Annotated in this window: 18 protein-coding genes and 1 pseudogene; 9 read left to right on the top strand and 10 right to left on the bottom strand. The window is 47.3% G+C overall.

Annotation, left to right across the window (positions count from 1 at the left end):
• Positions 1–28 precede the first annotated feature (28 nt).
• The gene (locus tag OLMES_RS00505; protein ID WP_087459440.1) at positions 29–2,347 is read right to left on the bottom strand and encodes a Tex family protein; all 2,319 of its coding nucleotides are present in this window, start codon (positions 2,345–2,347) and stop codon (positions 29–31) included.
• Positions 2,348–2,483: 136 nt separating this feature from the next.
• Entirely contained in the window at positions 2,484–4,250 is a 1,767-nt protein-coding gene (locus tag OLMES_RS00510) for a GGDEF domain-containing response regulator (protein WP_087459441.1), read from the bottom strand.
• A 297-nt stretch (positions 4,251–4,547) separates the two neighbouring features.
• Here OLMES_RS00510 and rep point away from each other — a divergent pair, with 297 nt between their 5' ends.
• From rep to OLMES_RS00545, 7 genes are all read left to right on the top strand, one after another.
• On the top strand, positions 4,548–6,566 hold the full coding sequence (gene rep, locus OLMES_RS00515) for a DNA helicase Rep (protein WP_087459442.1): 2,019 nt from the start codon (positions 4,548–4,550) through the stop codon (positions 6,564–6,566).
• Positions 6,567–6,606: 40 nt separating this feature from the next.
• Entirely contained in the window at positions 6,607–7,632 is a 1,026-nt protein-coding gene (locus tag OLMES_RS00520; RefSeq protein WP_087459443.1) for a helix-turn-helix transcriptional regulator, read from the top strand.
• A 126-nt stretch (positions 7,633–7,758) separates the two neighbouring features.
• Positions 7,759–8,217, top strand: a complete 459-nt coding sequence (locus OLMES_RS00525; RefSeq protein WP_087459444.1) for a GyrI-like domain-containing protein — start codon at positions 7,759–7,761, stop codon at positions 8,215–8,217.
• A gap of 281 nt (positions 8,218–8,498) precedes the next feature.
• The gene (fabR, locus tag OLMES_RS00530) at positions 8,499–9,179 is read left to right on the top strand and encodes an HTH-type transcriptional repressor FabR (RefSeq protein ID WP_087459445.1); all 681 of its coding nucleotides are present in this window, start codon (positions 8,499–8,501) and stop codon (positions 9,177–9,179) included.
• A 374-nt stretch (positions 9,180–9,553) separates the two neighbouring features.
• Positions 9,554–10,681 carry a hypothetical protein gene (locus tag OLMES_RS00535; RefSeq protein ID WP_087459446.1) on the top strand — a complete coding sequence of 376 codons (1,128 nt, stop codon included), beginning with the start codon at positions 9,554–9,556 and terminating at the stop codon, positions 10,679–10,681.
• 26 nt (positions 10,682–10,707) lie between these two features.
• On the top strand, positions 10,708–11,730 hold the full coding sequence (locus OLMES_RS00540; protein WP_087459447.1) for a hypothetical protein: 1,023 nt from the start codon (positions 10,708–10,710) through the stop codon (positions 11,728–11,730).
• Between the two features lie 18 nt (positions 11,731–11,748).
• A complete protein-coding gene (locus tag OLMES_RS00545) occupies positions 11,749–12,288 on the top strand; it encodes a DUF6160 family protein (protein WP_157678078.1) in 540 nt (179 codons plus the stop codon).
• Positions 12,289–12,315: 27 nt separating this feature from the next.
• Here the strand turns inward: OLMES_RS00545 and trxC are convergent, their stop codons facing one another.
• The 3 genes from trxC to ilvG all read right to left on the bottom strand — a co-directional run bounded on the left by trxC (position 12,316) and on the right by ilvG (position 14,743).
• Positions 12,316–12,741 carry a thioredoxin TrxC gene (trxC, locus tag OLMES_RS00550; protein WP_087459449.1) on the bottom strand — a complete coding sequence of 142 codons (426 nt, stop codon included), beginning with the start codon at positions 12,739–12,741 and terminating at the stop codon, positions 12,316–12,318.
• Between the two features lie 62 nt (positions 12,742–12,803).
• Positions 12,804–13,055, bottom strand: coding sequence for an ACT domain-containing protein (locus OLMES_RS00555; protein WP_087459450.1), 252 nt, complete (start codon positions 13,053–13,055; stop codon positions 12,804–12,806).
• On the bottom strand, positions 13,052–14,743 hold the full coding sequence (ilvG, locus tag OLMES_RS00560; RefSeq protein ID WP_087459451.1) for an acetolactate synthase 2 catalytic subunit: 1,692 nt from the start codon (positions 14,741–14,743) through the stop codon (positions 13,052–13,054). The genes OLMES_RS00555 and ilvG overlap by 4 nt, the downstream gene beginning before the upstream one ends.
• A gap of 493 nt (positions 14,744–15,236) precedes the next feature.
• Here ilvG and OLMES_RS28755 point away from each other — a divergent pair, with 493 nt between their 5' ends.
• Complete coding sequence (locus tag OLMES_RS28755; protein ID WP_269767737.1) at positions 15,237–15,371, top strand: hypothetical protein; 135 nt, start codon at positions 15,237–15,239, stop codon at positions 15,369–15,371.
• A 241-nt stretch (positions 15,372–15,612) separates the two neighbouring features.
• Here OLMES_RS28755 and OLMES_RS00565 read toward each other — a convergent pair whose 3' ends face one another.
• A complete protein-coding gene (locus tag OLMES_RS00565) occupies positions 15,613–16,386 on the bottom strand; it encodes a hypothetical protein (RefSeq protein ID WP_087459452.1) in 774 nt (257 codons plus the stop codon).
• A 112-nt stretch (positions 16,387–16,498) separates the two neighbouring features.
• Here OLMES_RS00565 and OLMES_RS28470 point away from each other — a divergent pair.
• A pseudogene (locus OLMES_RS28470) lies at positions 16,499–16,675 on the top strand (IS5/IS1182 family transposase); the annotation flags it as partial.
• A 155-nt stretch (positions 16,676–16,830) separates the two neighbouring features.
• On the opposite strand, the gene OLMES_RS27850 reads toward OLMES_RS28470, so the two are convergent.
• From OLMES_RS27850 to OLMES_RS00580, 4 genes are all read right to left on the bottom strand, one after another.
• Complete coding sequence (locus OLMES_RS27850) at positions 16,831–16,998, bottom strand: hypothetical protein (protein ID WP_157678079.1); 168 nt, start codon at positions 16,996–16,998, stop codon at positions 16,831–16,833.
• A 136-nt stretch (positions 16,999–17,134) separates the two neighbouring features.
• Entirely contained in the window at positions 17,135–17,617 is a 483-nt protein-coding gene (locus OLMES_RS00575) for an SMI1/KNR4 family protein (RefSeq protein WP_087459454.1), read from the bottom strand.
• A gap of 66 nt (positions 17,618–17,683) precedes the next feature.
• Entirely contained in the window at positions 17,684–17,845 is a 162-nt protein-coding gene (locus OLMES_RS27855) for a hypothetical protein (RefSeq protein WP_157678080.1), read from the bottom strand.
• A gap of 20 nt (positions 17,846–17,865) precedes the next feature.
• The gene (locus OLMES_RS00580; RefSeq protein WP_087459455.1) at positions 17,866–19,155 is read right to left on the bottom strand and encodes an immunity 49 family protein; all 1,290 of its coding nucleotides are present in this window, start codon (positions 19,153–19,155) and stop codon (positions 17,866–17,868) included.
• Positions 19,156–19,208 lie beyond the last annotated feature (53 nt).

The following is a 19,208-nucleotide window of genomic DNA, read 5'->3' on the forward strand; positions in this document are numbered from 1 at the left end:
GAACAGCCGATCAACTGCCGCGTTCGGGTTACCGTTTGCGTTTTTGTTGAGCGGCGGCAAAGGCTTGTGCGAATGCGCCGCCTCCTGCGGGCTCTGCCTGTCGCTGTGACTTCGCAGGTCTCTGCCCTTTGCCGGATGCGCCGCGACCACTGTCGGAACTCTCTTTTGGTTGTGGTGTTTCATCCATGCGCATGGTCAGTGAAATTCGCTTTCGGGGTACATCGACTTCAAGTACTTTTACCATCACGATATCGCCAGCTTTGACGACTTCGCGAGGGTCTTTAACGAAGGTGTTGGACAGTGATGAAATGTGAACCAGTCCATCCTGGTGAACACCCACATCAACAAAAGCGCCAAAATTGGTCACGTTGGTAACGGTACCTTCAAGTTTCATACCGGGTTTAAGATCTTTGATCTCTTCGACACCTTCCTGGTAGCTGGCAAACCGGAATTCAGGGCGGGGATCTCGGCCCGGTTTTTCCAATTCACTCAGGATGTCTTTGATCGTGGGCACCCCGAACTCATCGGTGACAAAATCTTCCGGTTTGATCGCTTTCAAAAACGATTTGTCGCCAATAACGGATTGGAGTGTGCGCTTGTGTTTATTGGCTATGGCCTCCACCAGATTGTATGCCTCAGGGTGCACCGCTGAAGCATCAAGGGGATTGCTGCCATCCATGATACGTAAGAAACCTGCAGCCTGTTCGAAGGTTTTATCACCCAGACGTGGCACTTTCTTTAACTGTTTGCGGTCGGTAAACCGGCCATTTACATTGCGAAACTCGACAATGTTGGATGCGATACTGGCATTCAAACCGGAAACACTGGTCAGCAATGGTTCAGAAGCAGTATTGAGATCGACACCTACGCTGTTTACACAGTCTTCCACGACCGCATTCAGGTTGCGGGCTAGTTGGGGTTGGCTGACGTCGTGTTGATATTGACCCACACCAATGGATTTGGGATCAATTTTAACTAACTCTGCAAGTGGATCCTGCAGGCGACGCGCGATGGATACCGCGCCGCGTATGGTCACGTCAAGATCGGGGAATTCCCGTGCGGCATATTCTGAAGCGGAATAGACGGATGCACCCGCTTCGTTAACCATCATCTTGATCAGTTTGAGTTGTGGAAATTGTTTTAGAACATCCGCTGCAAGTTTGTCGGTTTCCCGAGAGGCTGTACCGTTTCCGATACTGATAATCTCAATTTTGTGCTTTTCACATAAGTGCGCAATCACCGCAATGGATTCCCGCCATTTGTTCTGGGGGGCATGTGGGTATATTGTGCTGTGGTCGACTACTTGCCCGGTACTATCGATCACCGCGACTTTAACCCCGGTACGTAAACCGGGATCGAGTCCCAGCGTTGCCCGTGGACCCGCTGGTGCTGCGAGCAGCAGATCTTTGAGGTTGTTGGCAAAAACGTTGATTGCTTCTTCTTCAGCCTGCTCACGAATTCGTGCCATGAGTTCGGTTTCCAGATGACTGGAGAGTTTTACACGCCAGGTCCAACGCACCACTTCCCTGAGCCATTTGTCTGCAGGGCGTTGTTGATCCTGTATCCCGACATGGTCTGCGACCATCGCTTCACACGGGTGTGCTCGCAACGGATCAACGTCTTCGTTATCCATTGCAATGGTGTAATTCAGAATGCCTTCATTCCGGCCCCGGAAAACGGCCAGAGCCCGGTGTGAGGGCATTTTGTTCAGGGCTTCATTGTGTTCAAAATAGTCCCGGAATTTTGCGCCTTCCGTTTCTTTGCCCTCTGCCACCCGAACTTGAAGAATACCTTCACGCCACAAATATTCCCGAAGCTTGCCCAGGAGATTGGCATCTTCACTGAAGCGTTCCATGAGAATATATTTTGCGCCGTCCAGTGCCGCTTTGATATCTGCAACGCCCTTGTCTGCGGATACAAAATCGGCAGCGGTTTCATCGGGGTTCAGCGCGGGGTTCTCGAACAGTGTATTTGCCAGAGGCTCCAGTCCGGCCTCGATCGCAATCTGTGCTTTTGTGCGGCGTTTGGGTTTGTAGGGGAGGTAGAGATCTTCTAACCGGTTTTTGGTATCAGCGCTCTGGATATCCCGTTCTAACTCCGGGGTTAATTTACCCTGTTCTCCGATGCTGTTCAGGATGGTTTCCCGACGGTCTTCCAATTCTCTCAAGTAGCGCAAACGCTCATGTAATTGCCGGAGTTGGGTATCATCCAGAGAACCTGTGACTTCTTTCCGGTATCGGGCGATAAAAGGAACAGTCGCGCCTTCATCCAGCAAGGTAACCGTGGCCTCAACTTGTGCTTGTTTGACCGCCAACTCGTCTGCGAGCTTCGCGTAAATTCTATTCATTGTTATAACTCATCCTGATCTGATCGCTAAACGGGGAGCAAGGTTTGAGGGTTATGGGGGCTGGCGCGGGGTTTTTAAATAGCAGCCGTAAATTTTTTAATATGCCAAACTTGTTTACCGCAGTACTCTGAGCCTGCTAGTTGCGGGGGAATGATTCCAGACGGGACTGGGGGTAGTACTTACGCAGATCACTGACAAACTGATCTGCGGGAACGGGTTTGCCGAAGTAATAGCCCTGAACCTGGTCACAGTCGTGAAACTGGAGGAATGAAAGTTGGTTCTCATTTTCGACGCCTTCGGCCACCACTTGCATTTGCAGATTGTGGGCGAGATTGATCATGGCTTTGACAATCACCCGGCTGTCTGTGTCCTGTTCGATTTGGGAGATGAAGGATTGATCGATTTTCAATGTGGATAATGGCAGCTTTTGCAGTGTTGCGAAAGACGAGTAACCGGTGCCAAAGTCATCGAGACTGAAACTGATGCCTAATTTACTCAGTTCAGAAAGACATTTGTGGGTATGTTCCCAATCGCTCATCATTGCGGATTCAGTCAGTTCGAATTCAAGTGAGGAGGTGTTCACGCCGGAGTTATAGATAATGCGAAAAACGGTTTCAGAGAGTTTCTTGTCGTGAAATTGGCGAAACGAAAGGTTGACGGCACAAGTCAGATCCAGATAACCCATGGCCTGGAAGTGAGCCAGATCGCGGCAGGCTTGATCGATAACCCAGTAGCCCATGGGCACAATCATACCCGAGCGTTCAGCAAGGTCGATAAATTGGCCGGGATTCAACAGGCCCCGGGTCGGGTGTTGCCAGCGTACCAGAGATTCCATTCCCACCAGTTCATTGTTGGAGATATCGATGCGCGGTTGATAGAACAGCCTGAGCTCCTGGTTGCGAATCGCCCTTCTGAAATCCGCCTCGAGATCCAATGATTTCATGAGTGTTTCATTGAGATCCTGATTGTAATATTTGCTACTGTTGCCAATGTCATCTTTGGCTGCGACCATGGCGCGATTTGCGTATTTCACCAATTCATCTGCAGATTTGCCGCTATCCGGATAACAGGCAATACCGATGCTGGCACTGACGGTAACAGTTTCGTGATTCACCGCAAACGGCATCTGGAAAAGTTCCATCAATTTGTCGGCGACATTGCGGCAGGACATATAATTATCAAGACGGTCCAGAATGATGGCGAATTCATCACCACCGATACGTGCGAGCGAATCACTTCTACGGATGGTCCGTTTGATGCGTGAGGAGGCGAGGCGAATCAACTGATCACCTGCTTTATAGCCCATGGTTTCGTTAATCGCCGTAAAGCCATCGATATTCAGAACCATAACGGCCAGTAATTCACGGTTGCGATCCGCCCGGTGCAGGGCATGATTGAGGCGGTCGAAGAAAAGTGTGCGGGATACCACACCCGTCAGACTATCTGTGTGTCTCCGTTGTAACGTCTGCTCTTCTGCGTTGTGTCGGAATAGCACAGACCGGATCGCCGTGCTCAATACGGCACTGGTCAGACTGTGTTTTTCCAGGACCTCGTCAGCACCGGCAAGAAAATAGCTGTGCACAGCTTGAGCGCTTTGCTGGCCTGCAAGGCAAATGACCGGTTTGTTACCGCTTTCGACGGTTAGAAAACTGAGATAGGTCAGGGGATCACCACCATCGACCCGGCAATCCCAGATAATCAAATCAAATGGGCTGTTTTCCAGATAATGTTGACTGACCGAAAAATCATGGCACCACTGCAGCTCCAGTCCGTATCCGTCTTCAACAGGGTTTAGCAGGTGTTTAATCCAGAGATACTCGGATAGCTGTCGAGCCAGAATTAGGATGCGGGGCGGTGGATAGTCATCGCCCAGAGCGTCCGTCAGTTTTGCATTCGTTTTCATGATACTGTCCGGTCTTTGTAACACGCCCCAAGTCAACCGCGTTTGGGGGCATTTATAAGGTATAGTCCAATCTGGCAGGCTATGCCTGTTTGTGTCATACCAATCGCTAATTTAGCGTAACCGTAATATAACTGAAATGCTGATTTTGCTGGGTGGATCACATTCGGGAGGGATTTCCCTAAAATCTGAATTTGTTTGTGCCTCTGTATTATTATCCCGGTCTGCCAGTGGTATTATGTACAGTGTTATTGATTTCGAGTGATGGCGAGCTTGATACGGCAAGAGTGAGTAAACACAGTGTCCAGATTGAATGCCCGGCAACGGGAAGCGGTACATTATATAAGTGGTCCCCTGTTGGTTCTGGCTGGAGCCGGAAGTGGAAAAACCAGTGTAATCACCAGCAAGATTACCTATCTGGTTGAACAGTGCGGTATTAAAGCCAAACATATCGCGGCAGTTACGTTTACCAACAAGGCCGCCCGGGAGATGCGTGAACGGGTCAGCAAGTTGTTGCCAGCCCATGACGCCAAAGGGTTGATTGTGGCTACGTTTCATAATCTGGGGCTTACCATTCTGCGGGAAGAGCATAAGATCCTGGGTTACAAAGCCGGCTTTTCGATCTTTGACAGTGAAGATGCCAAAGCGCTGATCCGGGATATTATGATTCGTGATTTTGGTGATGAAGGGGAAGAAGTCAACCAGGTTCAGGCAGCGATCTCCAATCTGAAAAATGACATGTGCGAACCGGATCGTGCAATTAGTGTCGCCTGTAACGATCATGAGCTTATGATTGCCCAGGTCTATAAAACCTATAACCAGTATCTGAAAGCCTATAACGCTGTTGATTTTGATGATCTTATACTGCTTATCGTGGCTTTGTTCCGGCAGCATCCGGAGGTATTGGAGAAGTGGCAAAACCGGGTTCGATACTTGTTGGTGGATGAATATCAGGATACCAATATTGCCCAGTATGAGCTGGTAAAAATGCTCGTAGAGACCCGTTCCGCATTTACCGTGGTGGGAGATGACGACCAGTCAATTTATGCCTGGCGAGGTGCGCGACCGGAAAATCTGGTGAAATTAAATGAGGATTTTCCGTCGTTGAAAGTGATTAAGCTGGAGCAGAACTATCGTTCAACCAGTCGAATCCTGAAAGTGGCCAATGCGGTAATTGCCAACAACCCCCACGTGTTTGAAAAGGCATTGTGGAGTGAGTTGGGTATGGGGGACGAGATTCGCATCATTCAGACCCGAAACGAAGACGCAGAATCAGAACGGATCGCCGTCGAGATTCTCGACCATAAACTGAAAAAGAACACCCATTTTCGGGACTACGCGGTGTTGTATCGGGGGAATCATCAATCCCGGTTACTGGAAATGAAACTCCAGGCCCATCAAGTACCTTATCGCATCTCCGGTGGTACCTCGTTTTTTGCAAAAAACGAAATTAAAGATGCCATGGGCTATCTTCGCTTATTGATTAATCCGGAAGATGATGCTGCATTTCTCCGTGTGGTAAATGTGCCTCGACGTGAAATTGGTCCGTCTACCCTTGAGAAACTTGGTGAGTATGCGACAGAACGGGATATCAGTTTATACCGTGCCGTCGATGAACTGGGCCTGGAACAGCGCTTGCCTGAAAAGGCCATTCAAAAACTTCGACAATTTCGCCAATGGTTAGAGCGTACTGCTGAGGATTGCCAACGCAAAGAAGCGATATCGGTATTAAAACAGATGTTCACCGATATTGAATATGAAGACTGGCTTTATCAGAACAGTAATACGCCCAAGCAGGCTGAACGGCGTATGGATAATGTCTGGTATCTGGTGGACTCCATTCAACGCATGTTAGAGCGGGATAAGGGGCTTGCTGATGAAATGACCCTGGAAAGCGCAATATCCCGACTGTTGCTTATGGATATGCTGGAACAGCAACAGGAAGAGGATGATACCGATAAAGTCCACTTGTTAACCCTGCATGCTTCAAAGGGGTTGGAATTCCCCCATTGCTTTATTATGGGGCTGGAGGAAGAAATCCTGCCGCATCGTAACAGCATTGAAGAAAACAATATCGAAGAAGAGCGCCGACTCATGTACGTTGGCATCACCCGTGCGAAAAAAACACTCACCATGACCTATGCGGCACAACGTAAACAGTATGGTGAAAAAATTGAAACCATACCCAGCAGATTCTTAGATGAAATGCCTGAAGAAGATTTGGTCTGGTTTGGCAAGGGCGAAAAAGATCCGGACGCCAATAAAGCAAAAGGCCGGGAAACGCTGGCCAGTCTACGAAATCTGATGGATGGACTTTAAACTGGCGTTTTTAAGTGGGTACTGAGGCTGGAGATAGGCCATGAATCGATTTGACCGGGTTACTGCCATTTTAATTCAATTACAGACCAAGCGAGTGGTCACAGCGCAGGAGATTGCGGACCGGTTTGCAGTGAGTTTACGGACGGTGTATCGGGATATTCGTACCCTGGAAAACGCGGGTATACCGATTGGTTCAGAAGCAGGCGTGGGTTATTTCCTGGACAAACGCTATCACTTGCCGCCGGTGATGTTCTCGCTGCCGGAGGCGGCTGCTTTAGTCGTCGGAGAGAAGTGTATCAAGCATTTGAATCAGGCAGCGATATCCCGTGAATACAGTGTAGCGCTGGACAAGGTCAAAGCGGTACTCAAAGCGCCAGATAAAGACTATATTGCCCGCCTGAACGAGAGTGTGGACGTCTGTTTGCCCCGTTCCGTTGGCGAACAGGATCAGGGGGAAAACTGGTTACCGGTTTGTACCCGGGCGCTGACTGCGAGACAGGTCCTGTTCATGACCTATTTTACCCCCACCCGTGGGACGGCTACAGAGCGCGAAGTTGAGGCCATCGGGCTGTATCATTACAGTCGGCATTGGCATTTGATCGGATGGTGCCGGTATCGTTCTGAGTACCGGGACTTTAGACTGGATCGCATTCAGTCTCTGGCCTTACAGGAGGAACGGTACAGTGCCCAGCGTCGCAAGAGTCTTGATGATTACCTGCAAAGTATGCGTAATGATAGCGAGTTGGTGGCGGTAAAGGTGCGCTTCAATCCGGTTGTTGCGGCTTATTTGGGGGAGCAGAAGTATTATCATGGCTTTGTTGGGGAAGCATCCGACGAAACCGGTACAGTTATGACATTTTTGACGCCCTCACTGGTTTATTTTGGCCGCTGGTTATTGAGTTTTACATCAGGGGTGGAGGTGCTTTCTCCGGCAAGTTTGCAGGCGGTTATGGTGGAACTCAGTCGAGACGTTGCGCGGCATTGGTTACCCAATGAAGTATCGGTTATTCAGGAACAGACTGTTCAAGAAAATATTGTTCAAGCACTGACTGTCAAAACCGGTTGATGTGCAAGCCAACTGACAATCCGTTGTCAGTACGGTCCGTTAGCATTGCAATATGGTGATTAAAAACCATACCCAAACTGCTCCTACGCGAGCCCGACAGGATTACGGACCATCAGGAATAGAACGATGCAACCACAACGATCAGAGCCAATTACCGTTATTGCCCTCGACACCACCGCAACGCTTCAAAGCATACAACAGGACATCGGATCATTACCCGAAACACTTCTGGCAGATATTCAAGCCCAGGGAATTACACCGGCCGAACCCATGATATTTGTTTATCAGGGTTGTGATGGCAGTGTGGATAAACCCTTCCAGCTTCGGATTTGTCAGCCAGTCACGAACAAAATCGATTATCAGGGACAGTATCAAAGAACTGAGCTTGAGCCTTTTGATTATGTGCAACAGCGTTACATTGGAAAATGTTCAGAAATGGGGCACAAGGGTTATGAGCCCTTTATCGCGGCGGTACAAAAAGCGGGTTTGCAACTGACCGATCAGTGCCGTGAAATTTACACCGAGTTTTTCGGTGTTGAATCGAATGATAATGTTACCGATATTCAGCTTGGTGTTGTTCGCTAGATTTTTATAACATTTCAGTTGTAAATAAGTAAGGTAAGGCGCGTATTCGCATTCGCGCCTTTTTTATTGGCAGAAAACTGGTTTATCATGAAGATCAGTCAAATGTGTGATCGCTGACGCGGTGATCATTTGTTAATATAGCCGGCTCGCTGGCGTTTGCGTATCAGGTGGGTTTTGGCTTACATTCGTTACGCTTTTGCGATTGAAAATGCAAGGCTGATCGAAATGACCTTGTCCCAGATTAACAAGGTTTTACAACAATAAAACAGGTTTTCTTCACCATGGCTAAACCTTCCGGGGGCCCGGACAGGGCAGAAAAAAAACGAATGGTCAGGCGCAGTATTTGTGATGCGGCATTGCGTCTGAGCAGTATTAAAGGGTTTTCCGGGTTAAGTTTGCGGGAAATCACCCGGGAAGCCGGTATCGCTGCACCGTCATTCTATAACCATTTTACCGATCTTGAGGATCTGGGTTTGGCAATTATTGACGAGGCGGGTGTGACACTTCGTCAATTGCTGCGTCGGGCGCGTAAAACAACGACTTCAGGTGAGAGCGTGGTGCGCCGGTCCGTAGAGACCTTTGACAGTTACCTGCGTAATAATGCTGAACTTTTTCATTTTCTGTTTGCAGAGCGAGTGGGTGGAACCCGGGCTTTCCGGCTTGCCATTGAACGGGAAATGGGGCATATCATTGAAGATTATGCCGAAGCCCTGGCCGAGGCGAGTGCGAGCATTAATCGTCCGATTGCTCACCCGCTTTATGTCGCTGATCTAATTGTAAACTGCGCTTTTAATGCGGGCGCAGAAGTGCTGAGCACGGATGAATCCAAGCGCAATGAAATTGGTGAGCGTGCAATTACGCAAATCCGAATCATTATGTACGGCGCGGAAATGCTTGCAGCCAAGGCATCCCGACGGGATATCAACGAATCTGAAAACGCTCTTTCAAGCGACGCAGAGTAGTTCTGTAAGCTCCGTTTAATGGTCCCTTCGGCTTGACCGAAGGACCGCCCTCCCTTATTTGTACTTTCCGTCCGCTTCCGGTATTGGCAATAAATCCCTTCAATTCGTGCGGAAAACCGGGCGTTTCGCTGCGCTATTTTGATTTATTTAACAGAAATATTGTGTTTGATTTCTCGTAATCAGGTAAAAATGTACAAATTTATTTACGATATAACTTACATTTGTTAGTTTCATAATAAATCAACACCCAATATTACAAAAATAGAAAGAAACATAATAAATACCAACAAGAACAATAAAAACGGTAAGAACCATAAAAAACAATAAGAAAGCACCGAGATCAACATGAGCCGACTTAAGCAGAGAGACAATCAATGGGTATCAGAGCAACTGGATATGCGACAGGACTGTTGTGCCTGTCAATTGTGGCGGCCAACGCCAATGCGGAACTAACCTCACTGGAAGACGGTGAGCTGCGGGATATCACCGGTCAGTCCGCACTTCAATTCTCGGCAACCGATATCAGCTATGAGTTAAATCATCTGGTCGGTGTTGAGTTCACTAAAGACGAAGGTATCGGCTTTACCCGTACCGAACAGCGGTCCGTCACCGAGCAGGTCGATGCCACCGTTTATCGATATCAAATCAATGCGGATGGGGAATTTCACGCATTCGCGGAAGAGTTGACGCTGGGCGATTACGGTGGCGCAAACAATTCTATCTATAAAGATGAAAACGGCCAGGGCGTACCGGATGTTGCATTGCGCAACTTCGGGTTCGGTAAATCGGCGGAAGAGCCCTTCTATTTTGAAGATCCTTACATCGAAATCCAGCAGCAGAATCATGCCGATGGTACGCAGTCGTTTCGCGGTTTCCGTATCGGGTTTGGCCTGGTCAATGGCAGCACCCCGGTAACCATTGATTCCATTTCCGGTTACATTCAGGCGTTGAGCGTTCTGGCGGATGCGGGTGGACTCATTCGATCCCAGATTTATGGCAGTGGTACCAAAGATACGTTTGCCAATGTGATTGGTGAATTTCCCGATGGATCAGGAAACTATGCTCAAACCCCTCCTCCTGGTGAGCAGCAGTGTAACGGAATCTGGTGTGGTAACACCCCTGATAATACTGGCCTGAGCCAGAATACCAATATCCTGCCTTACGCTTTGGGTGGCAAGGAACTTAATCTGGAACATGTCGAAAGTCTGGACTATCACAATGTAGAGAACTTCTATATTTCCATGACTCAGGGAGGCGGTGCATCCTTCGTCAATGCCGATGGTTCGGTCAACGGGGCGATGTGGTCACAACACCTGGAGGGCATCATTCCAAAATCGCGTCCGGATCTGCCCGGCTGGAATCTGGTTACTCCATTTAACGACCCCAATAATGCAACAGATGGTTATCTGGAGGCTCACTCAAATATTACGGCATCGCTAGGACAAGTATTTTTCGGCACGGGGGATGATAACCCGCGTCAGTCATATCAGCCGCTGTTTTAATGTCTTGAGTTGTAGAGGGTCGTGCAATGAATCATTTATTGAGTGTTCCTGCTGCATTGTTGGCAGCGACAATTTCCAGTGCTGTGATGGCATTGGAGGAAATGACCGACGAACAAATGGGGAATGTGGAAGCACAAGGCATTACCTATTTAATGTTCGAGAACATTGAATTTAAAGGCGCAGAGATTGAAGGGGTTGCGGAAGCGGGCAGTGTGAATGACATTGCCGCTGATGGCTCCGCGTTGTACCGCAAGAATTATCAATTCAGTGCCGATACGATTGGAACACGGGCAGCACCATTGAGTTTGCAAGCGGTGAATGTTGATGCTTCAGTCAACAGTGTGTCCGGTGGTACCTATACGCAAAATGGTAAGAATCTGGGCGAGGTCAATATGTTACGTATTGATCTGTCAGAACGGGCAGCATGGCAGAATGTTGATATTGCCTACAATGCGATTTATGGTAACCCGGACACACCCGATGCCAATAACCCTAATATTCGAGCCGGTGGCACACCTTCAGAGAACAATGAATTTGGTTTAGTCAGTATTGACAACCTTTCATTGACTGGACGAGTTGATCTGGCCGGTATCCCGGAAGGTTACAAGATCGAGAGTGTCTATGTTGATGATGGCAGCCGTGAAGCGGCTTCCCGCCAGGGGTTGTTGTTGAATGTTGCCATTGATGAATTGGTGGTGGATGAGTGGCTGTTTGAAACCGAGCAGGAAGACGGCATTTACAATGCCGACCGTGATATGGTGATCAAGAACTTCCGTCTCGAGAATGTGCATTTGCAGTCGGCGACATTTGAAGCAACGCCAAAGGGTATCCGCATAGCTTATTCTGATCCCCAGCCGTTTACACCGGATGAAGGATTAATTCTGCCTTCAGGCGGTGGTTATCCCGATACTAATCACAACGCTTATGATCCGACGTTTCCGAAAGGTAATCTGACGCTGCAAACTCAGATGCCGCATTCCTTGCCCAGCGAATCCCGAATTCATGGCATGACGCTGGATCATTTGGTGCTGAATATTCGTAATGAATAATGGGGTTATGAGGAAAAGATGATGATAAATTTGAAAACCAAATTGCAAAGCCTCGTGATGATATTGCCGTTAATCCTGTGGTCTGAATTGACCCGTGCTGAGCTGGTGGGGCTGGCAGAAAACGAACTTTCCGGGGTGACGGGGCAGGCGGGGATTTCACTTGAAATCCATCACCTTAGAGTCAATGCCCACGCCAGTGGCAGTGTTGACAATCCTGACACACCAGAGGATGAGAGTGACGGTCGGCGTACTAAAGGTTTTCATTATGACTACGTGACGACTGATCACAATGGCGAAAATGAAACCCATTTTTTCGCCGATGAAGTTTCGTTGGCGATGGATATCGAAGGTGCAATTACGCTGGATGTTGAAGAGGATGGTGCACTGGTGATCGGGTTGCCGGATCGAATCAATTATGTGGGTGATGGCTACAGTCAGAAAGGTATCTATCTAAACCATGACGGGCTGGCCAGTAGCGGTGGCAAGCTGATGAATGAAACCAATATTCAAGGGAACTTCAATACCGGCGGTACGATCACAATCTGGGGAGGGCAGTAATTGCCCTCTTGTGCCTCAACTTGTTTCTCAACCGGAAATCAACCACTGCTTAAGTTGCGGTGCATTTAACGCACCGCTCATTCGTTTGACTTCCCGTCCAGCCTGAAAAACGATAAGCGTGGGAATACTCCGAATCGCAAATTGCCCGGCGATCGCCTGTTCGGTTTCGGTATCCACTTTTGCAAAAATCCACCGGGGCGTGAGCTCGGCTGCAGCTTTGTCAAATTCCGGAGCCATGGCCTGGCAGGGACCACACCAGCTGGCCCAAAAATCGATTACAACAGGCACATCGCTCCGTGAGATCACTGTATTGAAAGCACGATTGTCCAGATTTAACGGCTTCGCGGAGATTAACTTTTCTTTGCAGGCGCCACAGTTGGGCTGATCCCCCAAGCGTTCACTCGGAACTCGGTTAGTGCGTAGACAATGCGGGCAGACAACTTGCTGTATCATGGTTTGTATCCTGAAATAACCTGGTGACATGCACCAGGTTATGGGGGCGGATAGCGCGAAGATCAAGCCGTTTTCTTGTGTGGAACACCCTGACGTTGTCCGGTTTCGGAAACTTCCTGCAATTTATCGAGCTGCTTGAGCAGATTGCAAACATCCCGGTTACCTTGAACATTCATCTCCAGATTCATTCCACTTTCGGATACTGTCGCTTCAAGTTTACCGATCGTAAAACCGCGAACCCGTGTTGTTCTCAGTATGCGTTCCAACGCCGCCGGGGCGGGCGTAAATTGGCAAAAAATGCGGTATTCATTCATGTCAGTGATCCTTCAATCATATTTTTATTTGATTCGCCCGGTTTTACGATTGGCCAAACGTTTTCTTCTTTTTCAATAACCACGTGAAGCAGCATCGCGCCTTGATAGGCAAATAATGTTTCGATACCGCGTCGCATCTGGTTGGAGCCTGTAATCTTCAACGAGGCAATGTCGAAGGCTCGCGCAACTTCAACAAATTCCGGGTTGTCCGATAAATCCACTTCGCTGAACCGGCCTTCGTAAAACAGTTCCTGTTGTTGTCGCACCATACCCAAATGTTGATTATCCAGGATGATAATTTTGAGTGGCAGGTTGTAGCGTTTTATGGTCGCTAACTCCTGCAGATTCATCATAAACGAACCATCCCCGGAGATGTTCACCACAGGCACATCCGGACACGCGAGTTGCGCACCAACGGCAGCCGGTAAGCCGTAACCCATGGTACCGAGACCACCGCTACTGAGATGCTGACGCGGATTGCTGAACTGATAATATTGCGCTACCCACATCTGGTGTTGGCCAACATCACAGGTGACAATCGCATCTTTGGGGGCCAGCCGGGACAGCATGGCCGTAAACTCCGGTCCACGGATGGTTTGAACCAGCTCATCACTGTTTGCAGGCACATTAAAGCCGAGGGTTTGTTTTCGGCTCCGATTCAGCTGTATCCAGTCATCAATATTAGAGGCTGTTTCTTGCGATTCTGTGAATGCAGCCGTCAATTCGGTAATAATCAGGTTTAAATCACCGTGCAATGCAAGATCCACCGCTTTTAATTTACCCACCTCTGCTGTATCGCAGTCGATGTGAATGATCTTTGCGTTAGGTGCAAAAGTACTGGCCTTGCCGGTTGCCCGGTCATCAAAACGGGCGCCGATACAAATCAGCAAGTCACATTCATCAACGGCGTAGTTAGCGGCCTTGGATCCGTGCATGCCGAGCATGCCCAAATTAGGTGTATCCGTGGTTCCGGCATTGCCGATACCTTTCAGGGTGCAAACATGGGGTATACCCGTTCTGGCCAGAAAGTCCTGCAACGTGGTTTCTGCATTGGCCAGTGAAATGCCGCCGCCAGAGTAGACAAGCGGTTGGGTTGCGTCGGCGAAAAGTTGCTGTGCGGTTTCCAGTTCGGCGGATGTGACAGAAGCCATGGCCGTTTGCGGAGGAGTTGGCATCGCTTCAGTTTCAATAATATCTCCGAGCAAGACATCTTTCGGTACATCGATCCATACCGGCCCGGGTCGTCCGGACTGGGCAAGATGAATCGCCTCTTCCATGATTGCCGGAAGCTCGGATGCAGATTGCACCAGGTAGCTGTGCTTCACAATACCCAATGTCATACCCAGAATATCGGTTTCCTGAAAGGCATCCGTACCCACTAACCCGGTTGGAACCTGACCGGTAACGACCAGCATTGGAATCGAGTCCATAAAGGCATTGGCGACACCGGTAATGAGATTGGTCGCACCGGGGCCGGATGTCGCGACACAAACACCGATTTGCCCACTTGCGCGAGCATAGCCATCGGCCGCCAGCGCACAGCCCTGTTCATGTCGGCAAAGAATGTGGCGAATATCACTGGCGACCAGTGCATCGTAGAGGGGCATAATGCAGCCACCGGGATATCCAAAAAAAGTATCTATCTTATGTCGATTAAAGGCTTCGATAATTGCCTGTGCGCCATTCATTTTGTCCTCCGCAGGATCTTTTGGCCGATCGCCCTTCAAATGGGCAAAAAAAAACCCCCAACATGGTGTTGGGGGTTTTTTGTGTCTGGTCAGTTCAACTTTTCTTCACCTGCGCGACAACCCCCGTTGTGGTAACACCACGACGACAATGACTAGGTTCACGACAGTAAGAAGCATATTCATAGGAGCAAATCAGGGCTCTTGTTGAATTGAGAAATCTGTTCTGGTTTAGCCAGTGCCAACCCGAAAGTGGTCGACCTGTAACCAATGGCGACAAGTCTACCTGTGTTAGCGCCTTGATAGCAAGAAAAAGTTCGAAAAAATCAAGTCTTGTATTTGGTGGCGAGATATTGGTCACGTTAGCGTTGATATATGGTGTTCGTAACATTTTTGTAGTGTGTCAGCTGTGGTTAGCAAATTTACCCGTTCAAAGCCTCTGCTTTTAGCTAAACTGTGAACAATGACCCATATTTCTTTAGCCGGAGTCGAATGAATGGCATTTTCCCAACCTGATCAGCGCCAACTGGATCGTAAGCAGCGCGAATTGAAATTACAGGAAGACCGCCTATCCCGACAAATTTCCCAGTTTAAGCATCATGAGGAGCGCCAGAAGAAAATCCAGCGTTGAACATAAACAGCGAATGGACTTGCTTCTCTATCAGTTTCAGGCGTATTTCAATTCAAATTAGTCATTTATGTATTAAAAAAATTATCTTGTTTCGAGTTCTGTGATTCTTCTCAAATATGGGATATTCAGTTCTGTTTTTGGATTGCTCAGCACCTGCTTTCCAAGCTTTTGTCTCAATCTGTCCTTCTGTCCTACTAAGCAATTGATTCTTAGTTTTCAGTTAATATTCAAGAGGGGGCGATTAGCGTGTGCCCATATTGACGTTGTCAATGTGTATCATGATGTCACTGGTGCGCTCGATTATAATTGTAGATCCGGTATTTGTTCTTAAATATATACTTTCAGGCGTTAATAAGGTTAAGGGGCCCTCCACTACAAGATTATCGTCTTGGTCTACTACTCTGGTGTGAAGTCCACCACCAACAGAGAAAGTTCGAAGGCCAATGCTGACTGCATCAGTTAGTGCAGAGGAATATATGCCACAACTCATGAAGGTTATAATTGTAGTGATCATTAAAGTTTTAAACTGAGTTTGCGGGGTTAAGAATATCATTGCCCCAATATGTAAACTGAATGTACCGCCCATCAAGGTTAAAAACCTTATACCTGCCTCCCATGCTTTGGCAGTTTCCGGTGCTTCAGGAATAGCATTACAATATTGATAGTAAAAGGCAACATTACATATCAACAGAGAAAAAAAGGATATTAGTTTAAAGGGTTGTTTTATCAATTTCTCTTTATTGCGCCAGTCATTTATTATGCCAACGAGTGGAGTAATTGCTCCGATTAAGAATAAGCAAATTAACGCTAACGTTAAGGCTGTGATAAAAAAGAATACATTTAATGCAAAAGCGCCCTGCGCAAAAAAATCGTATGAAAAAATACCATTTTGGGCCATGTATAATAGGAAAATATAAATAGGGAGTTGAGCAAGAACGAATGAGCTTATTATGAACATCCCTACTCGATGAATTACAGCGCTGTTAAGCGCAATACTTTGAATTTTTTCTCTCACAATCAGTTCCTTTGATTGTCTAGGGGTTGTTAATTCTTAGCAATAAGTTATTGACTTGAAATAGCAAATCCGCAATGTTGTAGTTCTCACACAACGATACAACGAGTTTGCTATGCCCCAACTAATGCTCAGTGACGAGCTTTGGTTGAAGCTAAAGCTAATCTTGCTTCAATTTTGTGTATATGACAAGCGAAGCTTGAGTAGGACAGTGGAAGGAGTGCTAAATCGAATGCGCACAGGGTTACCTTGGAGAGATTTGTCTGATTACTCCGGCCATTGGAATATGGTCTGCGATATTTCGGAGGTAGGCAGGTTTCTAGTTTTCCATTTCTAATGGGTCACCAATCTGGTCGAGTTCTCTTTGATTTTATTTATTAATTGGCTGTAAGCGAGAGCTCGTTGGTGCTGTGCCGGAAAAAGTCATTTTTTCCCGACACAATTTAATCACCGTTGCGTGGCCAAGTATTCCCGTACAGCCAGGTCTATTTTCGACTCATCCAAGCCTGATCCGTAGTTGACCGAGTACTCCCGAATGTAGCTGCGGCTACCACGAAGCCAGCTTAATACCAGGGCCTTGGCCAGATGGTCGGGTCCATGAAGAGCGGACTCCATGATAGAGTGAAGTCTTGCGTCTCCAATTCGGTCGGCGAGCACATAAATAATACTGTTTCTGATTTTCCAGTCGTCCGTTATTTTCAGAGCAGAAGGAAACCATTGGGGCGATTTCCTTTTAATTGGCCCAACCGGACTAAAGTTCTATCATATGCTCGAGCAACTCACCAAAACTTTCCGCTACTTTGGATAGACAGGTCGGATAGATGCCTTTTTTTTCGTTAAACTCTTCATCTGAATCATACTCAAATTCATGGTCATAGTAATAAATCTTTCCGAACGAGCTATCGTTTTTTAGTGACATTAAAAAATAATTACCATCAGGAGTATTGGCAAAAGGGATTAACATGTCCGGTAGATCATATTTCAAATTTGAATAGCTTTTCTCAATGTTTTCAGAAGACCCGCCAAATCCAAAAAAATAATTAATCGTGGCACCTTTAATTTTTAAATTAGCCCCATTGAAACGAATGGTAGATTTAATGGGTGAGCCTCCATTGAATTGAATCAAAAATTCCCTAAACTCCTCTGGAAATTTTGAAGCGAGTTTCCTTTCGAATGTTGTTAAGTCACAAATGTTCAATGTCGTCCTTTTCTGTTTTAAAATCTGGTTAATCATTTAACATCCTCGCAATTGAAGCTCCACCCTTGTGTTTGAATAGCTCGTCAATACTCCCTATGACAACTATTCTGGCACAGGTGGGGGCGGGTCATTGCCATAGATCGCTTCTATATATTGGTCTACGGCCATTTCTAATGGGTCACCAATCAGGTCGAGTTCTCCTTGGTTTTGTTCATTATTTGGCTGTAAGCGAGAGCGCTTCGGGGCTGTGCCGGAAAAAGTCATTTTTTCCCGACACAATATAATCAACGTTGCGTGGCTAAGTATTCCCGTACAGCCAGGTCGATTTTCGGCTCATCCAAGCCTGATCCATAATTGACCGAGTACTCACGCATGTAGCTGCGGCTACCACGAAGCCAGCTTAATGCCAGGGCCTTGGCCAGATGGTCGGATCCATGAAGAGCGGACTCCATGACAGGGTGAAGTCTTGCGTCTCCAATTCGGTCGGCGAGTACATAAATAATACTGTTTCTGGTTTTCCAGTCGTCCGTTATTTCATAGGCATCAATCATATCCGGAATATACTCGCTGTAATCGTATTCTCGCAGTGATTCAAGCAGACTATAGTTCTCATTAAATATAGCGTCGCTAATTGCGGGCGGCGTGTTGGGAAACAGCATTTCATTTTGGTTATGTTTCGCCTGTGTGTCCTGAAGAGGCTGCGCCTCATTTGAGGGAAAGGTCGTTGGGGTAGTTTTGGGCTTAATTAACCAGTCGGCAATGTAGTCATTTTCAACAGTGACCCTGTACCCCTTCACATCATGGGCGAGTACGGCAAGGGCCGTTAGTGGTAGGGAGATAACACCTTCTTCTGCTCGTATTTCTCGTCTTGTGGATATATTTATCCAATATTCTTTGTGTAATTTGAGAGCTTTCTCTATATGTTGATTGAATTCATTTTCTGCATTGTGGGTATAAATTGTTCGAATTATAGCGAGTTGAGGCCATTGAATTCGGCTCAGAAATTCGAACCGTTCTGGAGTAAAGTCACGTGGATTAAACAACTCAGTGGCCGTTACCAGAAGTTGTGCCAGGTTTGCATTGGGGTCATAGATACCTTTGTAGAGCGCGGCGACAGCACAATCAAAATCTCCAGAGCCGATTTCATCTGATTTGAATACAGTTTCAGGTACGGCGCTTAATTTTTTTATCTTGTCATGGTCTCGAAGAATCATGGCTGAATAATATATTGGAAGCCATCGACTTGCCCGGACGGAGAAGGTGCTCTTTTGTGTGGGAACTTGAAAGTGTTTTCCATCGTATTCCATGGTGAACCCATCATTATTACTGCTCGCATTTTGAAATGAGCCCGTTCCCAGTTCTGCTGCTCGACGAAGATACACCTCACACATCGCAGAGCTTCGATTAAAAAGGCTTTCTTCGAAAAACATTTTAAGGTTTCTTGTAGCTTTCACAGGTAGTTGGCTACTGGGGACTTTTTTGATGTCTTGAATGATGTTTTTATGTCGTCTTTCGTAAGAATTAAGGCAGTGCTTATATACTGCTTCGTTTGGTTTGATGTAGTGGTCAATCATTATTCGCCCTTTCTGAGCAGGCTCTACTTAATTTGGTGTTTGGAGCAACAAAA

This window comes from Oleiphilus messinensis, assembly GCF_002162375.1.
GTDB classification, from domain to species: Bacteria; Pseudomonadota; Gammaproteobacteria; order Pseudomonadales; family Oleiphilaceae; genus Oleiphilus; species Oleiphilus messinensis.

What these genes read in the sequence shown, in the direction of transcription:
- OLMES_RS00580 (WP_087459455.1), bottom strand. Translation starts at nt 19,155, where the DNA reads ATGATTGACCACTACATCAAACCAAACGAAGCAGTATATAAGCACTGC.
- OLMES_RS00505 (WP_087459440.1), bottom strand. Translation starts at nt 2,347, where the DNA reads ATGAATAGAATTTACGCGAAGCTCGCAGACGAGTTGGCGGTCAAACAA.
- OLMES_RS00555 (WP_087459450.1), bottom strand. Translation starts at nt 13,055, where the DNA reads ATGAATGAATACCGCATTTTTTGCCAATTTACGCCCGCCCCGGCGGCG.
- trxC (WP_087459449.1), bottom strand. Translation starts at nt 12,741, where the DNA reads ATGATACAGCAAGTTGTCTGCCCGCATTGTCTACGCACTAACCGAGTT.
- OLMES_RS00540 (WP_087459447.1), top strand. Translation starts at nt 10,708, where the DNA reads ATGAATCATTTATTGAGTGTTCCTGCTGCATTGTTGGCAGCGACAATT.
- OLMES_RS28755 (WP_269767737.1), top strand. Translation starts at nt 15,237, where the DNA reads ATGGCATTTTCCCAACCTGATCAGCGCCAACTGGATCGTAAGCAGCGC.
- OLMES_RS27855 (WP_157678080.1), bottom strand. Translation starts at nt 17,845, where the DNA reads ATGACTTTTTCCGGCACAGCCCCGAAGCGCTCTCGCTTACAGCCAAAT.
- OLMES_RS27850 (WP_157678079.1), bottom strand. Translation starts at nt 16,998, where the DNA reads ATGGAGTCCGCTCTTCATGGACCCGACCATCTGGCCAAGGCCCTGGTA.
- OLMES_RS00525 (WP_087459444.1), top strand. Translation starts at nt 7,759, where the DNA reads ATGCAACCACAACGATCAGAGCCAATTACCGTTATTGCCCTCGACACC.
- ilvG (WP_087459451.1), bottom strand. Translation starts at nt 14,743, where the DNA reads ATGAATGGCGCACAGGCAATTATCGAAGCCTTTAATCGACATAAGATA.
- OLMES_RS00510 (WP_087459441.1), bottom strand. Translation starts at nt 4,250, where the DNA reads ATGAAAACGAATGCAAAACTGACGGACGCTCTGGGCGATGACTATCCA.
- OLMES_RS00575 (WP_087459454.1), bottom strand. Translation starts at nt 17,617, where the DNA reads ATGATTAACCAGATTTTAAAACAGAAAAGGACGACATTGAACATTTGT.
- fabR (WP_087459445.1), top strand. Translation starts at nt 8,499, where the DNA reads ATGGCTAAACCTTCCGGGGGCCCGGACAGGGCAGAAAAAAAACGAATG.
- OLMES_RS00535 (WP_087459446.1), top strand. Translation starts at nt 9,554, where the DNA reads ATGGGTATCAGAGCAACTGGATATGCGACAGGACTGTTGTGCCTGTCA.
- OLMES_RS00520 (WP_087459443.1), top strand. Translation starts at nt 6,607, where the DNA reads ATGAATCGATTTGACCGGGTTACTGCCATTTTAATTCAATTACAGACC.
- OLMES_RS00545 (WP_157678078.1), top strand. Translation starts at nt 11,749, where the DNA reads ATGATGATAAATTTGAAAACCAAATTGCAAAGCCTCGTGATGATATTG.